This is a genomic window from Salinispora pacifica CNR114, assembly GCF_000514775.1.
GTDB lineage: Bacteria > Actinomycetota > Actinomycetes > Mycobacteriales > Micromonosporaceae > Micromonospora > Micromonospora pacifica.
The window spans coordinates 384,424-401,792 of sequence record NZ_KI911467.1; the positions used below are offsets into that span (position 1 = coordinate 384,424).

General features: G+C 69.9%; 18 protein-coding genes and 2 pseudogenes. 8 read left to right on the forward strand and 12 right to left on the reverse strand.

The genetic code is table 11. The features are described from left to right. Positions 1 to 31 precede the first annotated feature (31 nt). Positions 32 to 226 (reverse strand): hypothetical protein, encoded by a 195-nt coding sequence (locus B118_RS31435; protein ID WP_080635106.1) that lies wholly within the window; start codon positions 224 to 226, stop codon positions 32 to 34. Positions 227 to 345: 119 nt separating this feature from the next. Between B118_RS31435 and B118_RS0126800 the strand changes: the two genes are divergently transcribed. Continuing rightward, positions 346 to 996: a hypothetical protein gene (locus B118_RS0126800; protein WP_026270634.1), complete on the forward strand. Its 651-nt coding sequence runs from the start codon at positions 346 to 348 to the stop codon at positions 994 to 996. A gap of 4 nt (positions 997 to 1,000) precedes the next feature. Here the strand turns inward: B118_RS0126800 and B118_RS0126805 are convergent, their stop codons facing one another. Together B118_RS0126805 and B118_RS0126810 are read right to left on the reverse strand one after the other, a co-directional pair. After that, positions 1,001 to 1,159, reverse strand: coding sequence for a hypothetical protein (locus B118_RS0126805; RefSeq protein WP_018219641.1), 159 nt, complete (start codon positions 1,157 to 1,159; stop codon positions 1,001 to 1,003). Between the two features lie 92 nt (positions 1,160 to 1,251). Next, positions 1,252 to 1,449, reverse strand: a complete 198-nt coding sequence (locus tag B118_RS0126810) for a hypothetical protein (RefSeq protein ID WP_018219640.1) — start codon at positions 1,447 to 1,449, stop codon at positions 1,252 to 1,254. A 596-nt stretch (positions 1,450 to 2,045) separates the two neighbouring features. Between B118_RS0126810 and B118_RS0126815 the strand changes: the two genes are divergently transcribed. Together B118_RS0126815 and B118_RS0126820 are read left to right on the forward strand one after the other, a co-directional pair. Continuing rightward, positions 2,046 to 2,309 carry a hypothetical protein gene (locus tag B118_RS0126815; RefSeq protein ID WP_018811053.1) on the forward strand — a complete coding sequence of 88 codons (264 nt, stop codon included), beginning with the start codon at positions 2,046 to 2,048 and terminating at the stop codon, positions 2,307 to 2,309. A 498-nt stretch (positions 2,310 to 2,807) separates the two neighbouring features. Beyond that, positions 2,808 to 3,386 (forward strand): annotated as a pseudogene (locus tag B118_RS0126820) (Ig-like domain-containing protein); the annotation flags it as partial. Between the two features lie 235 nt (positions 3,387 to 3,621). Here B118_RS0126820 and B118_RS0126825 read toward each other — a convergent pair. Next, positions 3,622 to 4,770, reverse strand: a complete 1,149-nt coding sequence (locus tag B118_RS0126825; RefSeq protein ID WP_028189200.1) for a geranylgeranyl reductase family protein — start codon at positions 4,768 to 4,770, stop codon at positions 3,622 to 3,624. A 214-nt stretch (positions 4,771 to 4,984) separates the two neighbouring features. Here B118_RS0126825 and B118_RS0126830 point away from each other — a divergent pair, with 214 nt between their 5' ends. From B118_RS0126830 to B118_RS0126840, 3 genes are all read left to right on the forward strand, one after another. Beyond that, positions 4,985 to 5,221, forward strand: a complete 237-nt coding sequence (locus tag B118_RS0126830; protein ID WP_018219636.1) for a hypothetical protein — start codon at positions 4,985 to 4,987, stop codon at positions 5,219 to 5,221. Between the two features lie 36 nt (positions 5,222 to 5,257). Then, positions 5,258 to 6,730, forward strand: a complete 1,473-nt coding sequence (locus B118_RS0126835) for an MFS transporter (protein ID WP_018811050.1) — start codon at positions 5,258 to 5,260, stop codon at positions 6,728 to 6,730. 67 nt (positions 6,731 to 6,797) lie between these two features. Further along, the gene (locus B118_RS0126840; RefSeq protein ID WP_028193773.1) at positions 6,798 to 8,420 is read left to right on the forward strand and encodes an alkaline phosphatase D family protein; all 1,623 of its coding nucleotides are present in this window, start codon (positions 6,798 to 6,800) and stop codon (positions 8,418 to 8,420) included. Between the two features lie 48 nt (positions 8,421 to 8,468). On the opposite strand, the gene B118_RS0126845 is transcribed toward B118_RS0126840, so the two are convergent. The 4 genes from B118_RS0126845 to B118_RS0126865 all read right to left on the reverse strand — a co-directional run bounded on the left by B118_RS0126845 (position 8,469) and on the right by B118_RS0126865 (position 12,314). Further along, a complete protein-coding gene (locus B118_RS0126845; protein ID WP_018811049.1) occupies positions 8,469 to 9,272 on the reverse strand; it encodes a hypothetical protein in 804 nt (267 codons plus the stop codon). Between the two features lie 169 nt (positions 9,273 to 9,441). Further along, positions 9,442 to 9,822 (reverse strand): hypothetical protein, encoded by a 381-nt coding sequence (locus B118_RS0126850; protein WP_033669724.1) that lies wholly within the window; start codon positions 9,820 to 9,822, stop codon positions 9,442 to 9,444. Positions 9,823 to 9,907: 85 nt separating this feature from the next. Then, positions 9,908 to 10,837 (reverse strand): SDR family NAD(P)-dependent oxidoreductase, encoded by a 930-nt coding sequence (locus tag B118_RS0126860; RefSeq protein WP_018811047.1) that lies wholly within the window; start codon positions 10,835 to 10,837, stop codon positions 9,908 to 9,910. Next, positions 10,830 to 12,314 (reverse strand): flavin-containing monooxygenase, encoded by a 1,485-nt coding sequence (locus B118_RS0126865; protein ID WP_028193774.1) that lies wholly within the window; start codon positions 12,312 to 12,314, stop codon positions 10,830 to 10,832. The genes B118_RS0126860 and B118_RS0126865 overlap by 8 nt, the downstream gene beginning before the upstream one ends. 115 nt (positions 12,315 to 12,429) lie before the next feature. Here B118_RS0126865 and B118_RS0126870 point away from each other — a divergent pair, with 115 nt between their 5' ends. Continuing rightward, the gene (locus B118_RS0126870; RefSeq protein WP_018219629.1) at positions 12,430 to 12,870 is read left to right on the forward strand and encodes an archease; all 441 of its coding nucleotides are present in this window, start codon (positions 12,430 to 12,432) and stop codon (positions 12,868 to 12,870) included. Positions 12,871 to 12,909: 39 nt separating this feature from the next. Here B118_RS0126870 and B118_RS0126875 read toward each other — a convergent pair whose 3' ends face one another. From B118_RS0126875 to B118_RS32100, 3 genes are all read right to left on the reverse strand, one after another. Continuing rightward, positions 12,910 to 14,328: an RtcB family protein gene (locus tag B118_RS0126875; protein WP_028193775.1), complete on the reverse strand. Its 1,419-nt coding sequence runs from the start codon at positions 14,326 to 14,328 to the stop codon at positions 12,910 to 12,912. Between the two features lie 28 nt (positions 14,329 to 14,356). Beyond that, complete coding sequence (locus tag B118_RS0126880) at positions 14,357 to 14,959, reverse strand: GNAT family N-acetyltransferase (protein ID WP_027647062.1); 603 nt, start codon at positions 14,957 to 14,959, stop codon at positions 14,357 to 14,359. Between the two features lie 289 nt (positions 14,960 to 15,248). After that, positions 15,249 to 15,689 carry a hypothetical protein gene (locus B118_RS32100; protein WP_155256609.1) on the reverse strand — a complete coding sequence of 147 codons (441 nt, stop codon included), beginning with the start codon at positions 15,687 to 15,689 and terminating at the stop codon, positions 15,249 to 15,251. A 237-nt stretch (positions 15,690 to 15,926) separates the two neighbouring features. Between B118_RS32100 and B118_RS33800 the strand changes: the two are divergent. Further along, a pseudogene (locus B118_RS33800) lies at positions 15,927 to 16,403 on the forward strand (XRE family transcriptional regulator); the annotation flags it as partial. Between the two features lie 6 nt (positions 16,404 to 16,409). Here the strand turns inward: B118_RS33800 and B118_RS0126895 are convergent. Next, the gene (locus tag B118_RS0126895; protein ID WP_028193776.1) at positions 16,410 to 17,090 is read right to left on the reverse strand and encodes a YdcF family protein; all 681 of its coding nucleotides are present in this window, start codon (positions 17,088 to 17,090) and stop codon (positions 16,410 to 16,412) included. Positions 17,091 to 17,369 lie beyond the last annotated feature (279 nt).

The window sequence follows — 17,369 nt, forward strand, 5'->3', positions numbered from 1 at the left end:
CCGCCCCTGAACGCTGGGCGGGCGGTGTGGATCAGCTGTCGTCCTCAGCAACCGGCTCGCCTGGGGGTCCATAGCCGGAGACCTGGCCCCGGGGCACCGGACGCCCCCGGTCGCCCTGGGACGATCCCCGGTTACGTGGATGACCCGTCGGACCGGGCCCCTTGGCGTCCTGCACGTTCGATCCCCGGGCGCTACGCCGGGCCTCCTGCTGCTGCGGGTTCGTCACCGCTGTCTCCTTCCCGCTGGACGGCGGCGCACGCGGCAGCCGCCTCCACCTCCGAATACCCACCGATGTCACCGGACATGCCGCGGGCTAACCCGGCCTACGCCGGGTACCCCCCGCCGATGGGAGACAGTCACGAGACAGCGCGGGTGCTGCTGGAACGACGCGGACAGACCTACACCGAGGAGGCCGGGATCCGGCTGGCCGACCGGCCCGGCCCGCTCTATCAGCTGTTGGTGCTCGCCACCCTGCTGAGCGCGCGGATCCGAGCCGGTGTCGCGGTGGCCGCCGCCCGGGAGCTCTTCGCTGCGGGCTACCGCACCCCGTCGGCGATGGAGGCGGCGACCTGGCAGGACCGGGTTGATGCGCTCGGTCGTGGGCACTACCGGCGCTACGACGAGCGGACCGCCACGCTGCTCGGCACGGGGGCGCGACTCTGCCTGGACCGCTGGCAGGGTGACCTACGCCGGCTACACCACACCGCGCCGGGCCAGCCGGCGCAGCTACGCCGCCTACTCACCGCCTTTCCGGGCATCGGGCCCGCCGGCGCGGACATCTTCCTTCGCGAGGCCCAGGCGGTCTGGCCGGACCTGCGTCCCTTCGCCGACCGACGCGCACTCAGCGGCGCGGAGAGGTTGGGTCTGCCGCAAACCCCGCGGCGGCTCGCCGGCCTGGTGTCGGAGGCGGAGTTCGGCCGCTTCGCCTCCGCCCTGGTACGGGTCGCGCTCGGCGAAGAGTCCGCTGGCGCGGTGACACGGGCGGCGAGCCGGTGACACGTCACTTCGTTGCGTCGCCGCGAGGCCGGGTGAGATACCACACCAGCAGCGCCGCGAGCACGGCCAGTGCGATCAGACCGCTGGTGACGCCCTCACCGTCCGGTTGATCCCGGCCAGTCGTTCCAAAATAGATCACTGCCAATCCGGTCAGCACCGCCACGGCGGTACGTACTCCTCGGTCCCTCACACTCCGTGACCCTAGCCAGCGCCAGCCGCGAAGGGCGGCAAACTACTTTTTTCCCCTAAACAGGGTCAGTCGACCTCCAGGTCGTCGAGTGAAATCTTGTGGCTCATCAGCCAGCGCGCCAACGAGGACATTCCGAACAGCCACAGCGGGGCCGACTCAGTCGTCCCGCTGGTGGCAAAGATCGCGAACCGGAGGTCGGGCGCGCGGTAGGCCTCGATCCGCCACCGGTGTTGCCGGTCCCGCCAGATCGCTGAAGGGTCCATGCCCAGACGCTACCGAGTTGGCCCCGCATGGGGGGTCAGCTCGGGGACCCGGAGCCGGCGGCCAGCACGGCTTCGGGTTTGGCTTTGGCTTTGGCTTTGGCGAGAAGAGCACCGCCCTCCGAGGCCTAAGCCTCGGAGGGCGGTGGGTGGCCGGTGTGCAGGTCGCCTCTCGGCGCGTGGCGCGTGGCGGCTCCAGCCGAACGGTATTCCGCGACGGCTTATTGGTGAGGCCCGGGGACACTGGACACACCGACACCCGTCCCAACAGCGTACCCGCCCTGACCCTTCCCACCGGCCAGGTGACCGTTGTCACCAGACTGCCGGGTCGGTCAGTGCGCACGCCTACGCCGAGGGCTACGAACTGCTGGTTGCTACCGGTAGCGGACAACAGGGTGAACCGCTCCCCCACTGACTTCGGTGGGGGCCAACACCACCGCTAAAGCATCCTAGGATCCTGGATGGTTTGCTGGCCCGTCCGACTGGTGAGAGCGCCTATTCAACTGTCACGAATAGGCCCGTCAGTCGCACTTTGTCCATCACTTTGCGTAGCGCTTGGGGCACCAAGGGCGTCGGGGTGAATGTGGCTGTGACCGCCCATGATGTTGCTGGAAGCCCTGCCGGGTATCGCGACTCTGCGGGAGCGCTGTCACACGTTGGCGGTGCTGGAGGCGATCCTGAACCGGGAGGAGGAGTCCCGGCACTACTCGTTCACGTCGTCCTGGTCGGACGGCGAGGAGATGGCGTCGATGGACAACGGCTCCGGAGCCACCTGGTCGGTCGTATTCTCGCCAGCGGGAACCTTTCTGCGGAAGTTCGATCATGAGTCTTCGATGAGCCTGGCTGTTCTCCGCGCTGCCTGACCCGACAGGCCTGGCGTACCACCGCTTCGCGGAGGACTATTACGGCAAGGCCATAGATTTGACGCTGTCCGCCAGTCTTTCGCGCTGTCCCCGCTGACCACGAGCTTGGTGCGACGCCTGACCGCCGACCGATCGGCAGCGGCTCTCCTAGCCGACTTGTCCCAGATCGGCTATCCCGCGCAACTCATACCCCAACCGCGCCCGTGCCGACCTGCACAGCGCCAATCTCAGCGACGCGTCGAGGCCTGCGGCCGTCCGGAGTCGTTGTACAGGCCGTGGTCGGATACGGGCCGGTGGCGGGGAGACGACAGAGGGGTGGGGGTAGTGGAGAGCTGGACCGGCGAGGCTGCGGACGTGAGAAGAAGCTGGGTACGGCCCGCGAGTCTGCGGGGGCTGTTCGCGGTGCCGCTGATGGTGGCGCTCGTGTTGGGCATAACCTCGGTCGGTGCGGCGCGCGTGCTCGCGCAGAGCGTGCCGTCGGCGGCAGCGGGCCCTCCTGGTACCGGCCTGGCCTGGGGCTTCAACCTCTGGGGCCAGGTGGGCGACGGGACCACCACCAACAAAAGCACCCCCATTGCGGTGGACCTGCCAACCGGCAGCACGATCACCGCCGCCGCCGGCACCCGCCACAGTCTGGCTGTCGTCTCGTCGACATCAACCACGACCCTGCAGGTGACCCCACCGAACCCGGAACCGGATCAACCCGTCACACTCACTGCCACCGTGACCTGCACCGGCAGCACCCCCACCGGAACCGTGACCTTCCACGACGACACGACAACCCTGGACACGACACCCCTGACCGGAAACCCCACCACCACCGCAACCCTCACGGTCACGCACCTGGCACCCGGCACACACCACATCCAGGCGCGCTACAACGGCGACAACAACTGCCCAGCCTCCACCTCCAACCCCACCACAGTCACCATCCCCAACCCCGCCAGCCCAAAGCCCACCATCCCCGTCACCGGCACCAACCTACCCACCATCCTCACCACCGGACTCCTCCTCACCCTCACCGGCACAGCCCTGACCCTCGCCACCCACCGACGCCGACCAACACACAGGACCTGAGACGACGTCTGCGGGTCTACCACATCAACGGCTGATCTTGGCAACTAACGCGGGCCAATACCCCAGGCCACCAGCCGGACATGCCCAGCCACACTGCTCATCCGCGCCGCTTTTCACTCCAGCGGTCACGTGGCACTCACCTGGGAGCTCCAACCCTGGACAGGTGCTCTGCCGGTCGGGTGGGCCTTGCTGGAGCCGCGGAGCTGGTGCTCGCAAGCCGCGGAGACCAACAGTGTCAACGCTGGCGGGTGTCTCCCCGCCGGGGCAGCCCCGCCAGCACTCCCAACGCCATCCGCACCGGCACCCGGGAGAGCAGCTCATCGAAGCCAGCCCGCCCCTGGCAGAAGGCGACAAAGGTCCGCCAGCCCGGCGGTGTCGCCAACAGCCCGTGGAACAGCCCCGGCCGGTGCGAGAAGGTTTCCAGCAACTGCTGGCCCGCCCGCATCTCTGGAGCCAACTCCCCCGCGACTGCCGACTCGTACTGGCCAAGATCGTCAGCGGCGACCGCCGCTCCCGCCAGCGCGCCGGAACGCAGGGCGTAGCTGATCCCCTCCCGGCTCCACGGCTCCAGCAGCCCCGCCGCGTCCCCCACCACCAGCACCCGCCCCCGGCGCAGCGGCGAGCCCTCCTGCCGGCATCGGGTCAGGTGCCCGGAATCGTGCGCCGGCTCGACTCCCGCCAGACCCAGCCGGTCCACGAACGACCGCAGGTACGCCCGGGTCTGCTCCCCTGTCCCCCGCGCCGCGATCACCCCCACCGTCAGCAGGTCGTCCTTCGGAAACACCCAGGCGTACGAGCCGGGTAGCGGGCCCCAGTCCAGCAGCACCCGACCCCGCCAGCGGGCCCGTTGGGCCGGTGCCACCGGCAGCTCCAACTCCAACCCCAGGTCGACCTGCCGGTGTCGTACCCCCACGTGCCGCGCGGTCACCCCCGACGACCCGTCGGCGCCAACCACCGCCCGCGCGGTCACCGTCGCCCCGTCGGCCAGCCGCAGGCGGACCCGGTCGGGCTCCGACTCCACCGCCCGGACCGCGACTCGCTGACGCAGCTTGGCCCCGGCGGTGACCGCGGCGGCCCGTAGCCGGTCATCAAACTCGTCCCGGCGCACCATCGTCACCAGCGGACCGGCCGCGCTCCGCCGGGTGAACGCCCGCCGCCCATCCAGGGTGAAGGTCACTCGCTCCGCCCGATCCTGCGCGGGCACCTCGATCCGGTCCGCCAGTGCGGCCAGCGAGGTGCCGATCAGGCCACCACCACAGGTCTTGTAACGCGGATGTACAGCCCGCTCCAGCACGAGGGTCGCCAGACCCGCCCGTGCCGCGACGTGGGCGGCGGACAGGCCTGCCGGGCCCGCACCCACCACCGCAAGATCCCAGATCGTCACCGTTGCCAGCCTAGGGCCCACGTCAACGTTCCTGGTCGAGGCGGGCGGGTTCCCGGCAACCGTCGCGACCCGGCGCACGTTCGGCACCGAGCTCTGCCCCAGCCGACGGCCGGGGCAGGGCGACATACCCGATCGGGGGAGCATCTTCGGTGGCCAGCCGGGTAACCACCGCCCAGGCCGACCGCCCGCCCGGCGGTTTCCGAAGGAGGACGACATGCGGCAGGTGCAACTGTCGGAGCTCGAGGAACAGGTGTACGACGCGGTCGCGGTCCTGGAGGCCCGCGGCCAGGTACCGTACCCAGACCTGATCGCCGAGGAGACCGGGTTGACCGAGGAACAGCTGATCGCTCCGCTACACCAACTCACCGAGAAGAACCTGCTGCACCGCGAGGACTCACCGATGGCCGGCCTGGACTTCGGCCCGCGGTTCTGCGCCCAACAGCTGACGTGAGGCCGCGACACCCCGAAGTGGGTGGGTAGCCGCCGGATGGGTGACCGCCCCTCCCCGGGCCAGGGGACCGCACCACCCGGTGGTGACCCGGCCGAGCGACGACGCCGAGGGGCGGCGCTCGGCGTTGGTCTGGTCGCCGTCTTCATGACGGTGCTCGACGTGAGCATCGTCAACGTCGCCATCCCGTCGATGGACCGGGCACTCGATGTTGCCCCGAGCGAGGTGCAGTGGGTCCTCGCCGGCTACACGTTGACGTTCGGGTTGATGCTGGTGCCCGGCGGCCGGTTCGGCGACCGGCATGGGCGGCGGACCGTCTTCGTCGTCGGCGTCGCGCTGTTCACCATCACCAGCGTGACGGCCGGGCTGGCTCCTACCGTCTCCTGGCTCATCGCTTCCCGCCTGCTCCAGGGTGCCGCCGCCGGACTGATCAACCCACAGGTCACCGGATTGATCCAGGAACTCTTTCCGAGCTCCCAGCGGGGCCGCCCGTTCGGGCTGCTCGGGGCGGCGGTCAGCATCTCCACCGCGGCCGGGCCGCTGCTCGGCGGCCTCCTCATCCACGTCGGCGGCGCCGAGCACGGGTGGCGGTGGGTCTTTTTCATCAACGTGCCCCTCGGTGTGTCCGCCGCCATCCTCGGCTGGCGTCTTCTCCCGCAACGCGCCCAGAAGATCCCCGACCATCACCGGTTCGATCCGGTCGGGCTGCTACTGCTCGGCGCGGGTGTCCTGCTTGTCCTACTGCCCCTGGTCCAACAGCACTGGCAGGGTCCGGCACGGTGGCTGACGCTCCCAGCCGGTCTGCTGACGCTGGCCGCCTTCGTCGGCTGGGAGCGGTGGTACGCCCGCCGGCGCGAGCCCCTGTTCGACCCGCGCCTACTCGGCATTCGCTCGTACCGCTTCGGTGTCCTGATCGGCCTGCTGTACTTCGGCGGGTTCACCTCGATCTTCTTCGTCCTCACGGTGTACCTGCAGAACGGCCTCGGGCACAGCGCACTCGCCGCCGGGCTGGCCAGCACCCCGTTCACGGTTGGCTTCGCCATCACCTCCGTGGTGGGCGGCCGGTTCGTCAGACGATTCGGTCGACCGCTGGTCGCCCTCGGTCTGGCGACCGTCGCCGTCAGCCTCGTCGTCGTGGTCCTCGTCGTCAACCGGGTCCCCCCGGGCGCCACCGTGTCCTGGTGGACCGCCACTCCGTTGCTGGTGGCGGGACTCGGCAGCGGCCTGGTGGTCACCCCGAACCAGGCTCTCACCCTCGCCCAGGTGCCGGTGTCGCGCGCCGGCAGCGGCGCGGGCATGCTGCAGACCGGCCAGCGCATCGGCTCTGCGGCCGGTATCGCCACGGTCGGCAGTGTCATCTTCGCGGCACAGGGGGCCACCGGGGACTGGTCGGTCGCCTTCCACCACGCGATGCTCCTGATCAGCGGAATCAGCATGCTCGCGCTCTGCCTGGCGCTGACGGACATCGTCCGCGACCGCCGCCGAGCGGAAGCCTCGACGACGCCCGACTAATAAAGACGGCGAACACGCCGATACGGGGGCAGCGGCCGGACCCTGCCTGCCGGTAGAAACAGTGCCCATGACGAACTCCCTCGACCGTCGGACCCTCCTGCGTATCGCCGGCGCCTCGGCCGGCACCGCGGTTCTCGCCAGCACCGCCCTCGCCGGCCCGGCCAGGGCCACCGGTAGCGCCTTCCAACACGGCGTCGCCTCCGGTGACCCGTTGCCCGACGGAATCCTGCTCTGGACCCGCCTCACCCCCACCGAGGACTCTCAGCCGGGCTCGGGCGTGGGCCCGGAGGTGACAGTGACCTGGCAGGTGGCCGCCGACCCGGATTTCGCCACCCTGGCGGCGCAGGGCACCGTCGCTACCGGCCCGGCTCGGGACCACACCGTCAAGATTCCCGTCAGCGGGCTCGCGCCGGCCACCACGTACTGGTTCCGCTTCGGTCACGCCGGCACCTGGTCGCCCACCGGTCGGACGATGACCGCGCCGGAGGCGGACGCCGACATCGATCGGATCCGGCTCGGCGTGGTGTCGTGTGCGAACTGGGAGGCGGGCTACTTCGCCGCCTACCGGCACCTCGCCGAGCGGGGTGACCTGAACCTGGTGGTGCACCTCGGCGACTACCTGTACGAGTACGGCACCGGGGAGTTCGCCGCCGGGGGAACCGTGGTGCGGGAGGTCCAACCGACGCACGAAACGCTGACGCTGCAGGACTACCGCGTCCGACACGCCCTGTACAAGACCGACCCTGACCTCCAGGCCCTGCACGCGTCGGTGCCGTGGGCGATCACCTGGGACGACCACGAGGTCGCCAACGACCAGTGGTCGGGCGGCGCGGAGAACCACACCCCCGGCACCGAGGGTAGCTTCGCCGATCGGGTGGCGGCCGCGCGCCGGGCGTACGCGGAGTGGATGCCGGTGCGCACCGGGGCGGACGGCGCGATCTATCGGCGGCTACGTTTCGGCCGACTCGCCGATCTGTCCATGCTGGACCTGCGGACGTACCGGTCCGAGCCGGCATCGGGTCTGGACATTGACGACCCGGAGCGAACGATCACCGGCGCGGCGCAGATGGCCTGGCTGAAGGCGGGTTTGGCCACCTCGGACGCCCAGTGGAAGCTGGTCGGCAACCCAATCATGATCTCCCGGCTGGACGTCGGCGCCCTCCCCGCCTGGCTACTCGGGCCGCTGGGCACGTTGCTGGGAATACCGGAGAACGGCGCGGTACTCAACACCGACCAGTGGGACGGCTACAACGCCGACCGCAACGAGCTGATTGACCACCTGCTGGCGAACGACACCCGGGATGTGGTCTTCCTGACCGGTGACATCCACACCTCGTGGGCGAACGAGCTGACCACGAAGTCGACCGGGCGGGACAACCCGGCCGCTGCGGAGTTCGTGGTGCCGTCGATGACCAGCGACAACATCAACGACTTCCTGGGAATGCGGGAAGGCAACACGCTCAGTGATCTGGCGTCGGGCGTGATCCGCTCGACCAACCCGCACGTGCGCTGGACCGAGCTGGACGGACACGGCTACGGGGTGTTGGAGGTGACGCCGCAGCAGTGCCGGATGGACTGGTTCCACCTGGTCGACCGGACCCAGCGCAGCACCGGTAGCCGCTTTGTGGCGGGCTGGTCGGTGTCCGCCGGCTCGTCCCGGCTGCGTTCGGAGAGTTCGCCGCTGAGCTGACCCGCCGAGCCGGCCGTTGCCCGCGTGGGCAACGGCCGGCTCGTGGTGTCACCAGAGCTCGGCGACGAGCTCCGCTGCCTGCTCCTCCCACTGGGCGTAGTGGAACGGGTACGCCGACACCTGCACCGTCTGGGCCGCGACGGTCAGCGGCAGCTCCTGCCAGCCGTTGACGTTCTTGAGTGCCTCGAAGAACGCCGTCGCGGCGTACTGCGGGTCGGTGATCTGCTCGGGCGTGCCCCATCCGGTTGACGGGCGCTGCTGGAACAGGCCCTGCGAGTCGTGGTCGTTGTAGTAGCCCAGATGGCCGAGGTTGTACAGCTTCGACTCCTGCAGCGCGGTCGCCACGCCGATGACCGCACCCCGCTCGCCGACCCCGGTCGCCTTGGCGACCTCGATGATCTCCTTGGCGTTCGCGCGCTGGGCGTTGTCAACCTGGATGTAGGACTGGGCGCCCTGCACACCGTGGGGGATCAGTTGTTCCCGGGTGGGCGAATCGGTGCTGTCGGCGTCGCTCGCTGCCGTCTCGGGGCTCCGGTCCGGGTCCGGGGTCGACTCGGTCGGGCCCGACTCGACGTCCGGGTCGGTGGTCGACTCGGTCGGGTCCGGCTGGAGGTCCGGGTCCGACTCACCGTCTGCGGCCTGCTGGCCGGTGGCCAGCTCGATGGCGGCTACGGCGCCGGGATGCGGGCCGCTGGTCACCGATGCCGCGGCGGTGGTCGGCGCGAGCGCGAGACCTCCGATCGCTGCGACGCCGGCCACGCTCAGGACGAGCCTGCGGTTCGGCTCGGTCGAGAGCCATTGGTACGGGGTCTTCGCGATGGCCGGGAGCCATCGGGTGAAGTCATCCTTCACGATGTGCCCTTTCGGTCAGGCGAAGCGCTCCGGGTGAGCACTCCTCGGGGAACCGCCACACGGGGTTTGGGTTCCGGCGGTACCGGGGACACAACCTGGTCGCCATGTCCACCATTCCGGGATCGCCCTGAATGAGAGCAGCTGCGGCCCAGGTCACAGGCGATCGGCGCTATCCCAGCAGCAAACCGGGCAAGGGACGCAACGACACCTTGTGGGCCACGGAACCGTCGCACCGGACGTTTTGCCACGGAAGGCCGGGCCAGACCGCCCGGCGGCCGTCGCGGCAGCTTCGGTTGATCGCGGTCAGCTCTCCGCCAACGCCCCCGCCTTCGACTGCGGTGGGAGCGGCGCGGCTGCCCGGGCACCACCAGGCCACGACCCGGCCAGAACTTCCCACTCCGTAGGCGGTCGCGGCGAAACCGACGTGGATCGCGGAGCGGGGTCCCGACAGGTACGGGGAGGCGGCCAGGCTGACCACATGGGCGACGTCCCCGAACTCGGCGACTCCCATGCCCAGCGAGGTAATCGCCAGCCGGTGGTGCCTCCTCATCGCCGCACCAGCGCCCGGAGGAGCCCGTTGCTCTTCCCGATCCGGTCCATCAGGGGGAGCGACTGCCGACGCCAGACGTCGGCGGTCACCCCCGGTCGTCCGCCGGGGGTGACGGCGACGCCGGCGGCTGGTCGGCCGGCTGCGGTGTCGGCGCGGCCCCGGTGGTCACTCGACGAGTCGGCGTACCGGCATTCTGGTTGGGCCCGACCCGCAGCAGCCGCCCGTACGAGCCTGGCGCGATCCGGGCGACCAGGTCGGGCAGCTTCGCCGACCAGCCGATGAGCACCCGGGGCCGGCGGCGTGCCACGCCGCGCAGGATCACCTCGGCGGCCCGGGCGGGTGGGATGCGGAGCAGGCGATGGAACTGGCGCCGGCCCACCTCGTAGTCGTCCCGGTTGACCTCACTGCCGACCCGCGCGTTCTCGATGATCCGGGTGGCTATTCCCCCGGGGTGCACGGAGGTGACACCGACGCCGTCGGTGGCCAGTTCGTGCCGCAGCGCCTCGGTGAAGCCACGGACGGCGAACTTGGTCGCCGAGTAGGCGGCCTGCCCGGACGGGGCGATCAGCCCGAACAGGCTGGAGACGTTTACCAGGTGCGAGCCGGGCTCCGCCTTGAGGGCGGGCAGCAACGCGTGCGTGAGCTGCACGACCGCACGGAAGTTGATGTCGACCACCCACTGAAACTCGTCCAGGGTTACCTGGTCGAACCGACCGCCCAGTGCCACGCCGGCGTTGTTGACCAGGAGCCGGATTCGGGGATGGCGGACGAGGATCTGCTCGGCTGCCCCCGCCGTGGCCGTCGCGTCGGCGAGGTCCACGACGACCGGTTCCACCCGCCGGTCGGGGTACGCGGCGCCGATCGCGCTCACGACGGTGGCCAGGCGCTCCGCGTCGCGATCGAGCAGGACCAGGTCACTGCCGCGCGCCGCCAGGCCATGGGCGAGGGCGGCGCCGATCCCGCTGGCGGCACCGGTGACCACGGCGGTCGCGCGGTGGTAGTCAAACCTACGCACGCGCGGGACTCCGCTCCGGCTTGCCCGCCTGAGAGAACCGGACCCCCGCGTCGGTGAGCCGGCCGTACCGCATCAGCAACAGGTCCCGCGGGTAGTTCTGGGGCAGCCGCCAGGGCACGCGGGCCCCCTGCTGAGGCAGGACGGCGAGGTCACGCAGCACGTAGCCGGCGGTCAGGTCAAGAAGAGGGCGCCGCTCGTCGTCGGGCGGCGACAACGGGGTGACGACCTGCTGTCCGGTGCGGTCGAGGTGGGTGAGGAGCCGACACACGTACCGAGCGATCAGGTCGGCCCGGAGGGTCCAGGAGGCGTTGACGTAGCCGATGGTCATCGCGAAGTTCGGCACGCCCGAGAGCATCATCCCCTTGTAGGCGACCGTGTTGGCCAGATCGACCGGCGCACCGTCCACGGTGAGCTGGGCATCGCCCAGCGCAAGCAGCTCCAGGCCGGTGGCGGTGACGACCACATCGGCGGCCAGTTCCTCGCCGGAGGCCAGCCGGATCCCGGTCTCGGTGAGGGAGTCGATGGTGTCGGTGACAACCGAGGCCCGGCCCGCCGTGATCGCGTGGAACAGGTCGCCGTCGGGAACCACGCAGAGGCGCTGGTCCCACGGGTTGTAGCGGGGCGAGAAGTGTCGGTCGAGGTCGTACCCGGCCGGGAGTCGGCCTCGCGCGGCCCGCCGCAGCAGACGCCGGACCAGGTTGGGGGCCCGCCGGCTGAGCTGGTAATTCGCCGTGAGCAGCAGGATGTTCTTCCAGCGGACCACCGGGTAGACCACTCGCTCCGGCAGCACCCGGCGCAGCGCGGCGGCGGCTGCGTCCCGCGCCGGCAGCGCCAGGATGTAGGTGGGTGAGCGTTGCAGCATCGTCACGTGGGCGGCTCGCTCGGCCAGCGCGGGCACCAGGGTCACCGCGGTCGCGCCGCTGCCGATCACCACCACCCGCTGGCCGGTGTGGTCGAGGTCGGGGGGCCAGTGCTGCGGGTGCGCGATCCGGCCGGCGAACCGTTCCGCCCCGGGCAGTTGGGGGGTGTAGCCCCGGTCGTAGCGGTAGTAGCCGGCGCAGGTGTGCAGGAACGAGCAGGTGACGACGACCTCCTCGCCACCCTCCCGGCGGGCGTACACCGTCCACCGGGCGGTACGGCTGTCCCAGTCGGCGCGGACGACCCGGTGCTGGAAGCGGATGTGCTCGGTGACGCCGTACTCGCTGGCGGTGTCCCGGACGTAGTCTCGAATGGACGGGCCGTCAGCGAGGGCCGTGGGGTCGCTCCAGGGCCGGAACGAGTAGCCGAGAGTGAACATATCCGAGTCCGATCGGATGCCCGGATAGCGAAACAGATCCCAGGTGCCACCGATCGCTCCCCGCGCCTCAAACACGGCGTACGTCTTCTCCGGACACTGCCGGACGAGGTGGCAGGCCGCGCCGATGCCGGAGAGACCAGCACCAACAATGAGCACGTCAACATGGTCGGTCGTCGCCATGGTGTCTCCCGTAAACGAGCCTGTGCACTAGACACTATCGAGGACCGTCAACGCGTTCAACAGGGCCCGGCAGCCCACCGTGGCGAACCGGGTCCGGAGCAGGCGATCGTAGCGGATGATCGGGGGCGTGGAACCACGACCCGAACGCGGCCACCACTGCCTGCCGCACACCGCTGACGTGCGCATCGAGGCGTGGGCGCCGACGCGGGCAGAGTGCGTGGCCGAGGCGGTCACCGCCCTGGTCGACACCTTCGTCGACCCAGGCCCGGCGCAACCCACCGCCGAACGGGCGTACCACGCCCCCGCCGACGAGGACGCAGACCTGCTGGTGAACATCCTCGAGGAGGTGATCTTCCGGATGGAGACCAGGGGTGAGCTGCCGCTGCGTACCGAGGTTCGCGACGACGGCGCGGACGGGCTACACGTCCGCTGGCAGACCACCGACGCCGACACGGTGGAACTGACCGGCGCCGTACCGAAGGCCATCTCCCTGCACGAGCTGCGCTTCGGCCCCGATGGTCCCCGCTGGTCCTGCACGCTCACCGTGGACGTGTGAGCGGGCAGCACCGTCAGACCCGCGCGGCCGCCCGGGGCATCAGCCCTTGACGACGCCGATCGGCGTCAACCGGGCGACCTTCCGGCACAGCCCGGCGCCCTCGGTCGCCTCCACCACGGCATCGACGTCCTTGTACGCCGCCGGCATCTCCTCGGCCAGCCCACGCCGGGAAGCACCGCGTACGGCGATGTCCTGCGCGACGAGTTGCTCGCGCGGATCCTGGCCACGCTCGGCCCGCACCGCCTGCCTCCGGCTGCGCACCCGCCCGGCACCGTGACAGCTAGAGGCGAAGGCCGGGGCACCGGAGACCCCGGTCAGCACGTAGGACGCGGTGCCCATCGACCCGGGGATGAGTACCGGCTGCCCGACCTGAGTCAGCTCCGCCGGCAGGTCCGGGTGTCCCGGAGGCAGTGCTCGGGTGGCACCCTTGCGGTGCACGCAGAGTGAACGCCGCTCGCCGTTCACCCCGTGGGTCTCGATCTTCGCCTGGTTGTGTGACACGTCGTAGACCAGGTCGAGGCTCGCCCCGGTGACCCGACGAAAGACCAGCCGGCTCACGTGGGTGAGTAGCTGACGATTCGCCCGGGCGTAGTTGGCGGCGGCGGCCATCGCACCAAGGTAGGCCTGCCCCTCCGGAGACGAGACCGGGGCGCAGGCGAGCTGCCGGTCCGGCACCTGGATGCCGTAGCGACGCATCGCCTTCTCCATCCGGCGCACGTAGTCGGCGCAGATCTGGTGCCCCAGCCCGCGAGAGCCACAATGGATCATTACGCAGACCTGGCCGGGCCGTAGCCCGAACACCTCCGCGACGCGCTGGTCGTACACCTCCGTGACGGCCTGCACCTCAAGGAAGTGGTTGCCCGAACCGAGACTGCCCACCTGCTTCGCGCCGCGCTCGATCGCCCGTTCACCGACCGCCTCCGGGTCGGCGTCGCCCAGCGCACCGTGGTCCTCGCAGCGTTCCAGGTCCCGCTCGACGCCGAAGCCGCGCTGCACCGCGTACCGCGACCCGTCGCGCAGCACCCCGTCCACATCCGAGCGGCCCGCCAGGTGCCACGCCGCGCCGCGGCCCGCCCCGCGCGGGGTCGTCTCAGCCAGCCCATCCATGACCGCGTCGAGCCGGGGACGAAGCCCCGCCAGATCGAGGTCGGCCGTGAGCAACCGCACCCCGCAGGAGATGTCGAAGCCCACCCCGCCCGGGGACACCACCCCGCCCGCCACCACATCCGTGGCGGCCACCCCGCCGATCGGAAAGCCGTAGCCCAGGTGCACGTCCGGCATGGCGAACGAGGCATCGACGATGCCGGGCAGGGTAGCAACGGCCGCGACCTGCTCCAACGACCCGTCCGCCCCGATCTCCGGCAACAGCGCCTCAGCCGCGAAGACCACTCCGGGAACCCGCATCGGGTCCCGCCGATCGATCCGGAAACGGTACGGCGACTCCTCGACCAGGTCCACCCGCGCGACCTACCCGGTCCGGTGTGACCTACACGCTGGCCGGAGGACGACGCATCGCCCACACCCGCGGCCCCCCGCCCGGCACGGTCACCTCCCCGGTCACCTCGAACCCGCACCGTCGGTAGAACCGCAGATTCGCCGAGGCGGACGTCTCCAGCGTCGCCGGCAGGGCGGCCCGGTCCGCCTCGACCAGGCCGGGACGCAGCAGCCGCGAGCCGACTCCCCCACCCTGGCCCGCGGGGCGCACCCCCACCGTGGCCAGCAGGAACGCCGGCTCCGCGGCCCGCAACGGGGCACAGGCCGCCTCCGCGGCGAGCATCGCCGGATGGCGGTCCCCGGCATACTTCGCGTTCCCGGCAGCCACCTCGGCCCAGACCTCATCGGGCACCGGCCGGTCCGACCGCAGCCACACCGCCACCGCCTGCGGGCGGCCGTGCGGGTCCAGCGCCGCCCAGACATCCCCGTACGGCAGACCAACCGTGGTGAGAGTCACCGCGAAGAGGTTTGCCAGCCGTTCCCGATGCCGATCAGCGCCGACCGTCCACGCGGTCCAGGAATAGCCGTCAAACGCCTCGGCCAGCACCCCGGCTGCCGCCTCGACCAACTCCGGCCCAATCCGCCGTACCTCCACGAACGTCCTCCCCATCCGTCCCGATCCGAACGGCGATCCTCGCATCACCGCAGCATCCGCCGCCGGGAATATTTGCGTCCCCCGGGAGCTGGCCAGCGGGCAAGTCCAGCGGTGCCGTGATGGCGAGGTTCTGGTCGACTGCCTTCACCAGGGCCATCCCTCGCTGACCGAATTCGTTCCGCGCGGAAAAGCGAAAAGATTGCCGGTCGCGACCCTCCGCCTAGGGTTCTCGGTAGTCCGGCCCCACCGGGGTTTTAAACGAACGCATGCAGCTAGCAGGAATTCGGTATCAACTAACACAATCCGCAATGCGAATGAAATTCTCGCGCTCTCCAGTGTCGGGATCATCGATGAAACGCCACAAATGAATCCCCCCTAGCCAGCCTCGCTCAACACTCAAGCTAAAAGCGAATCGGTCAACACCGAGGGCGACTTCCGCAGGCCCCAAAATACCCCGCTCAAACCGCCAGTCACCGAGCCCGGAAACCTCGCGATCACCCTCCCCCATGAAATCCTCGAAGATAACGTTGAAAACTGCAGCAACCCCGCCGTCTTTCAGGTGGACGATACCACCTGACGACGACTCATACTTCCCACAAACAGAGCTTTTCCCGACCGGAGGCCAGGCCCCCGACTTCACCACACCGTCACAGCAACAGAGCAGGAGGGGCAGGGCAGCTAAAAGCCACAGCATCCGCCGCACGCTCACCTTGCCGACCCGCGAGTTCATTAACATACACCATTTCCGGAAATCACATTCCTACCAATCGGGCCGGGTAACGCTGGGCGACATTCACGCAAATCGGACATCGGCCCTGGCCCGACGTGGCGGGAACTTCCCGCACTCGACCACAACGAAGCGAACAAGGCTCTAGGAAGCTCCACTCACCGACGCAAAAGAAACTGAGGTGATCTCCGCGACTTTCCGGTAGGAATTGTACCCGAAGTGGGTCAGGTGTAGTGCGGCGGCGGGCTGCACCTCGTCTGCGCGCTGGCCGCCGCCCGAAACGACGACCGCGCATCCGCCGACACCCACATCGCCGAGGCCGACGCAGCCGCGCAGCGGCTCGGCGCCGATGGCAACCACCGGTGGACCGCGTTCGGGCCGACCAACGTGTCGATCCACAAGACAACCATTGCGATAGAACTCGGTGACGCACAACGCGCCATCGCCATCGGCGCCCCACTCGACACCAGCACCGTGCCCGTCGAGCGGCAGGTTCGCCACGCCATCGAAACCGCCCGAGCCCTCGCCCGGTGGAACCGCATCGACGACGCGCTCGCCACGCTGCTGGACGCCGAGGTCATCGGCCCCGACCAGGTGCGCTACCACCGGCTCTCCCGCGACCTGGTCCGGGACATCCTCACCCGCCCCCGGCCACCTCGACTCGCCGTCGAACTCAGCGACCGGATGGGCGTCCGGCCGGAAGGGCCGCGCTGGTAGCCCGGCTCAAATCAGCCGGCTCGTGTAACCGGCCGCCACCAGGCGCTCGAACGCCGCCCGTACCTCGGCCGGCATCTCCTGCCGGATCGCGAACCCGCGCTGCGCGTACACCTCGATCCGCTGTGTGTCGCCGACCAGCATGTCCACCACCCGACGCGCGTCGCCGATACTGCGCACGTAGTCATCCAGTTCGAGTGGGTTCGACGCGCACACCACCTCGACCTCCGGCCACACCAGCCGGCACGTCGCATAAGCCCGACGCTGCTGGTAGGGCCGCGACATGATCAGCACCGACTCCACCGGGATCCGGCGTTCGGCCAGCAGCGCACGGGAGAACTCCAGATTCTCGGCGGTGTTCATGGCACGCGGCTCCACCAAAACCGCTCCCGCCGGTACGCCCCGCTCAACGGCGTACTCGCGGTAGTGCACCGCCTCCCCGCGCGGGAACCGCCCAACCGTCGTCGGAGCATTCGCGCCGGTAAACACGATCGTTGGGAACAAGCCCTCGTGGAACAGACGCGTCGCGACGACCGCCACCCCAAGATCATGACTACCCAGCCCGATCCCCACATCACACGAACGCAACCCGTGACGCAGATCGTGGTAGCGCCACAGCGTCACCACATCCGCCCGAACAGCGTCGGGAATCACCTCGGCAGCAGCTGCCGCACGCCGGTCCATCAGCACCTACCAGTCCGGTCCGCGCTGGGTTCCCTCATGCCGCCAGCGTAGGGGCAGCAGCGCAGCACAACACCGCTGACGCCAGCGCCACGCCGCCGGCCACCTCAGAACCAGGAGGTTGGCAACGGCCAGGATGATCGTGACGTCCAACGGCTCCCGAGCACCCGTCGAACGACCAGCCACCACCGCCGTACGCGAAGAAGGCCCCGACCGGCACAGAAGTACCAGGTCAGGGCCTTGCTCGTTGGTGCGCCGCCAGGGACTCGAACCCCGAACCCGCGGATT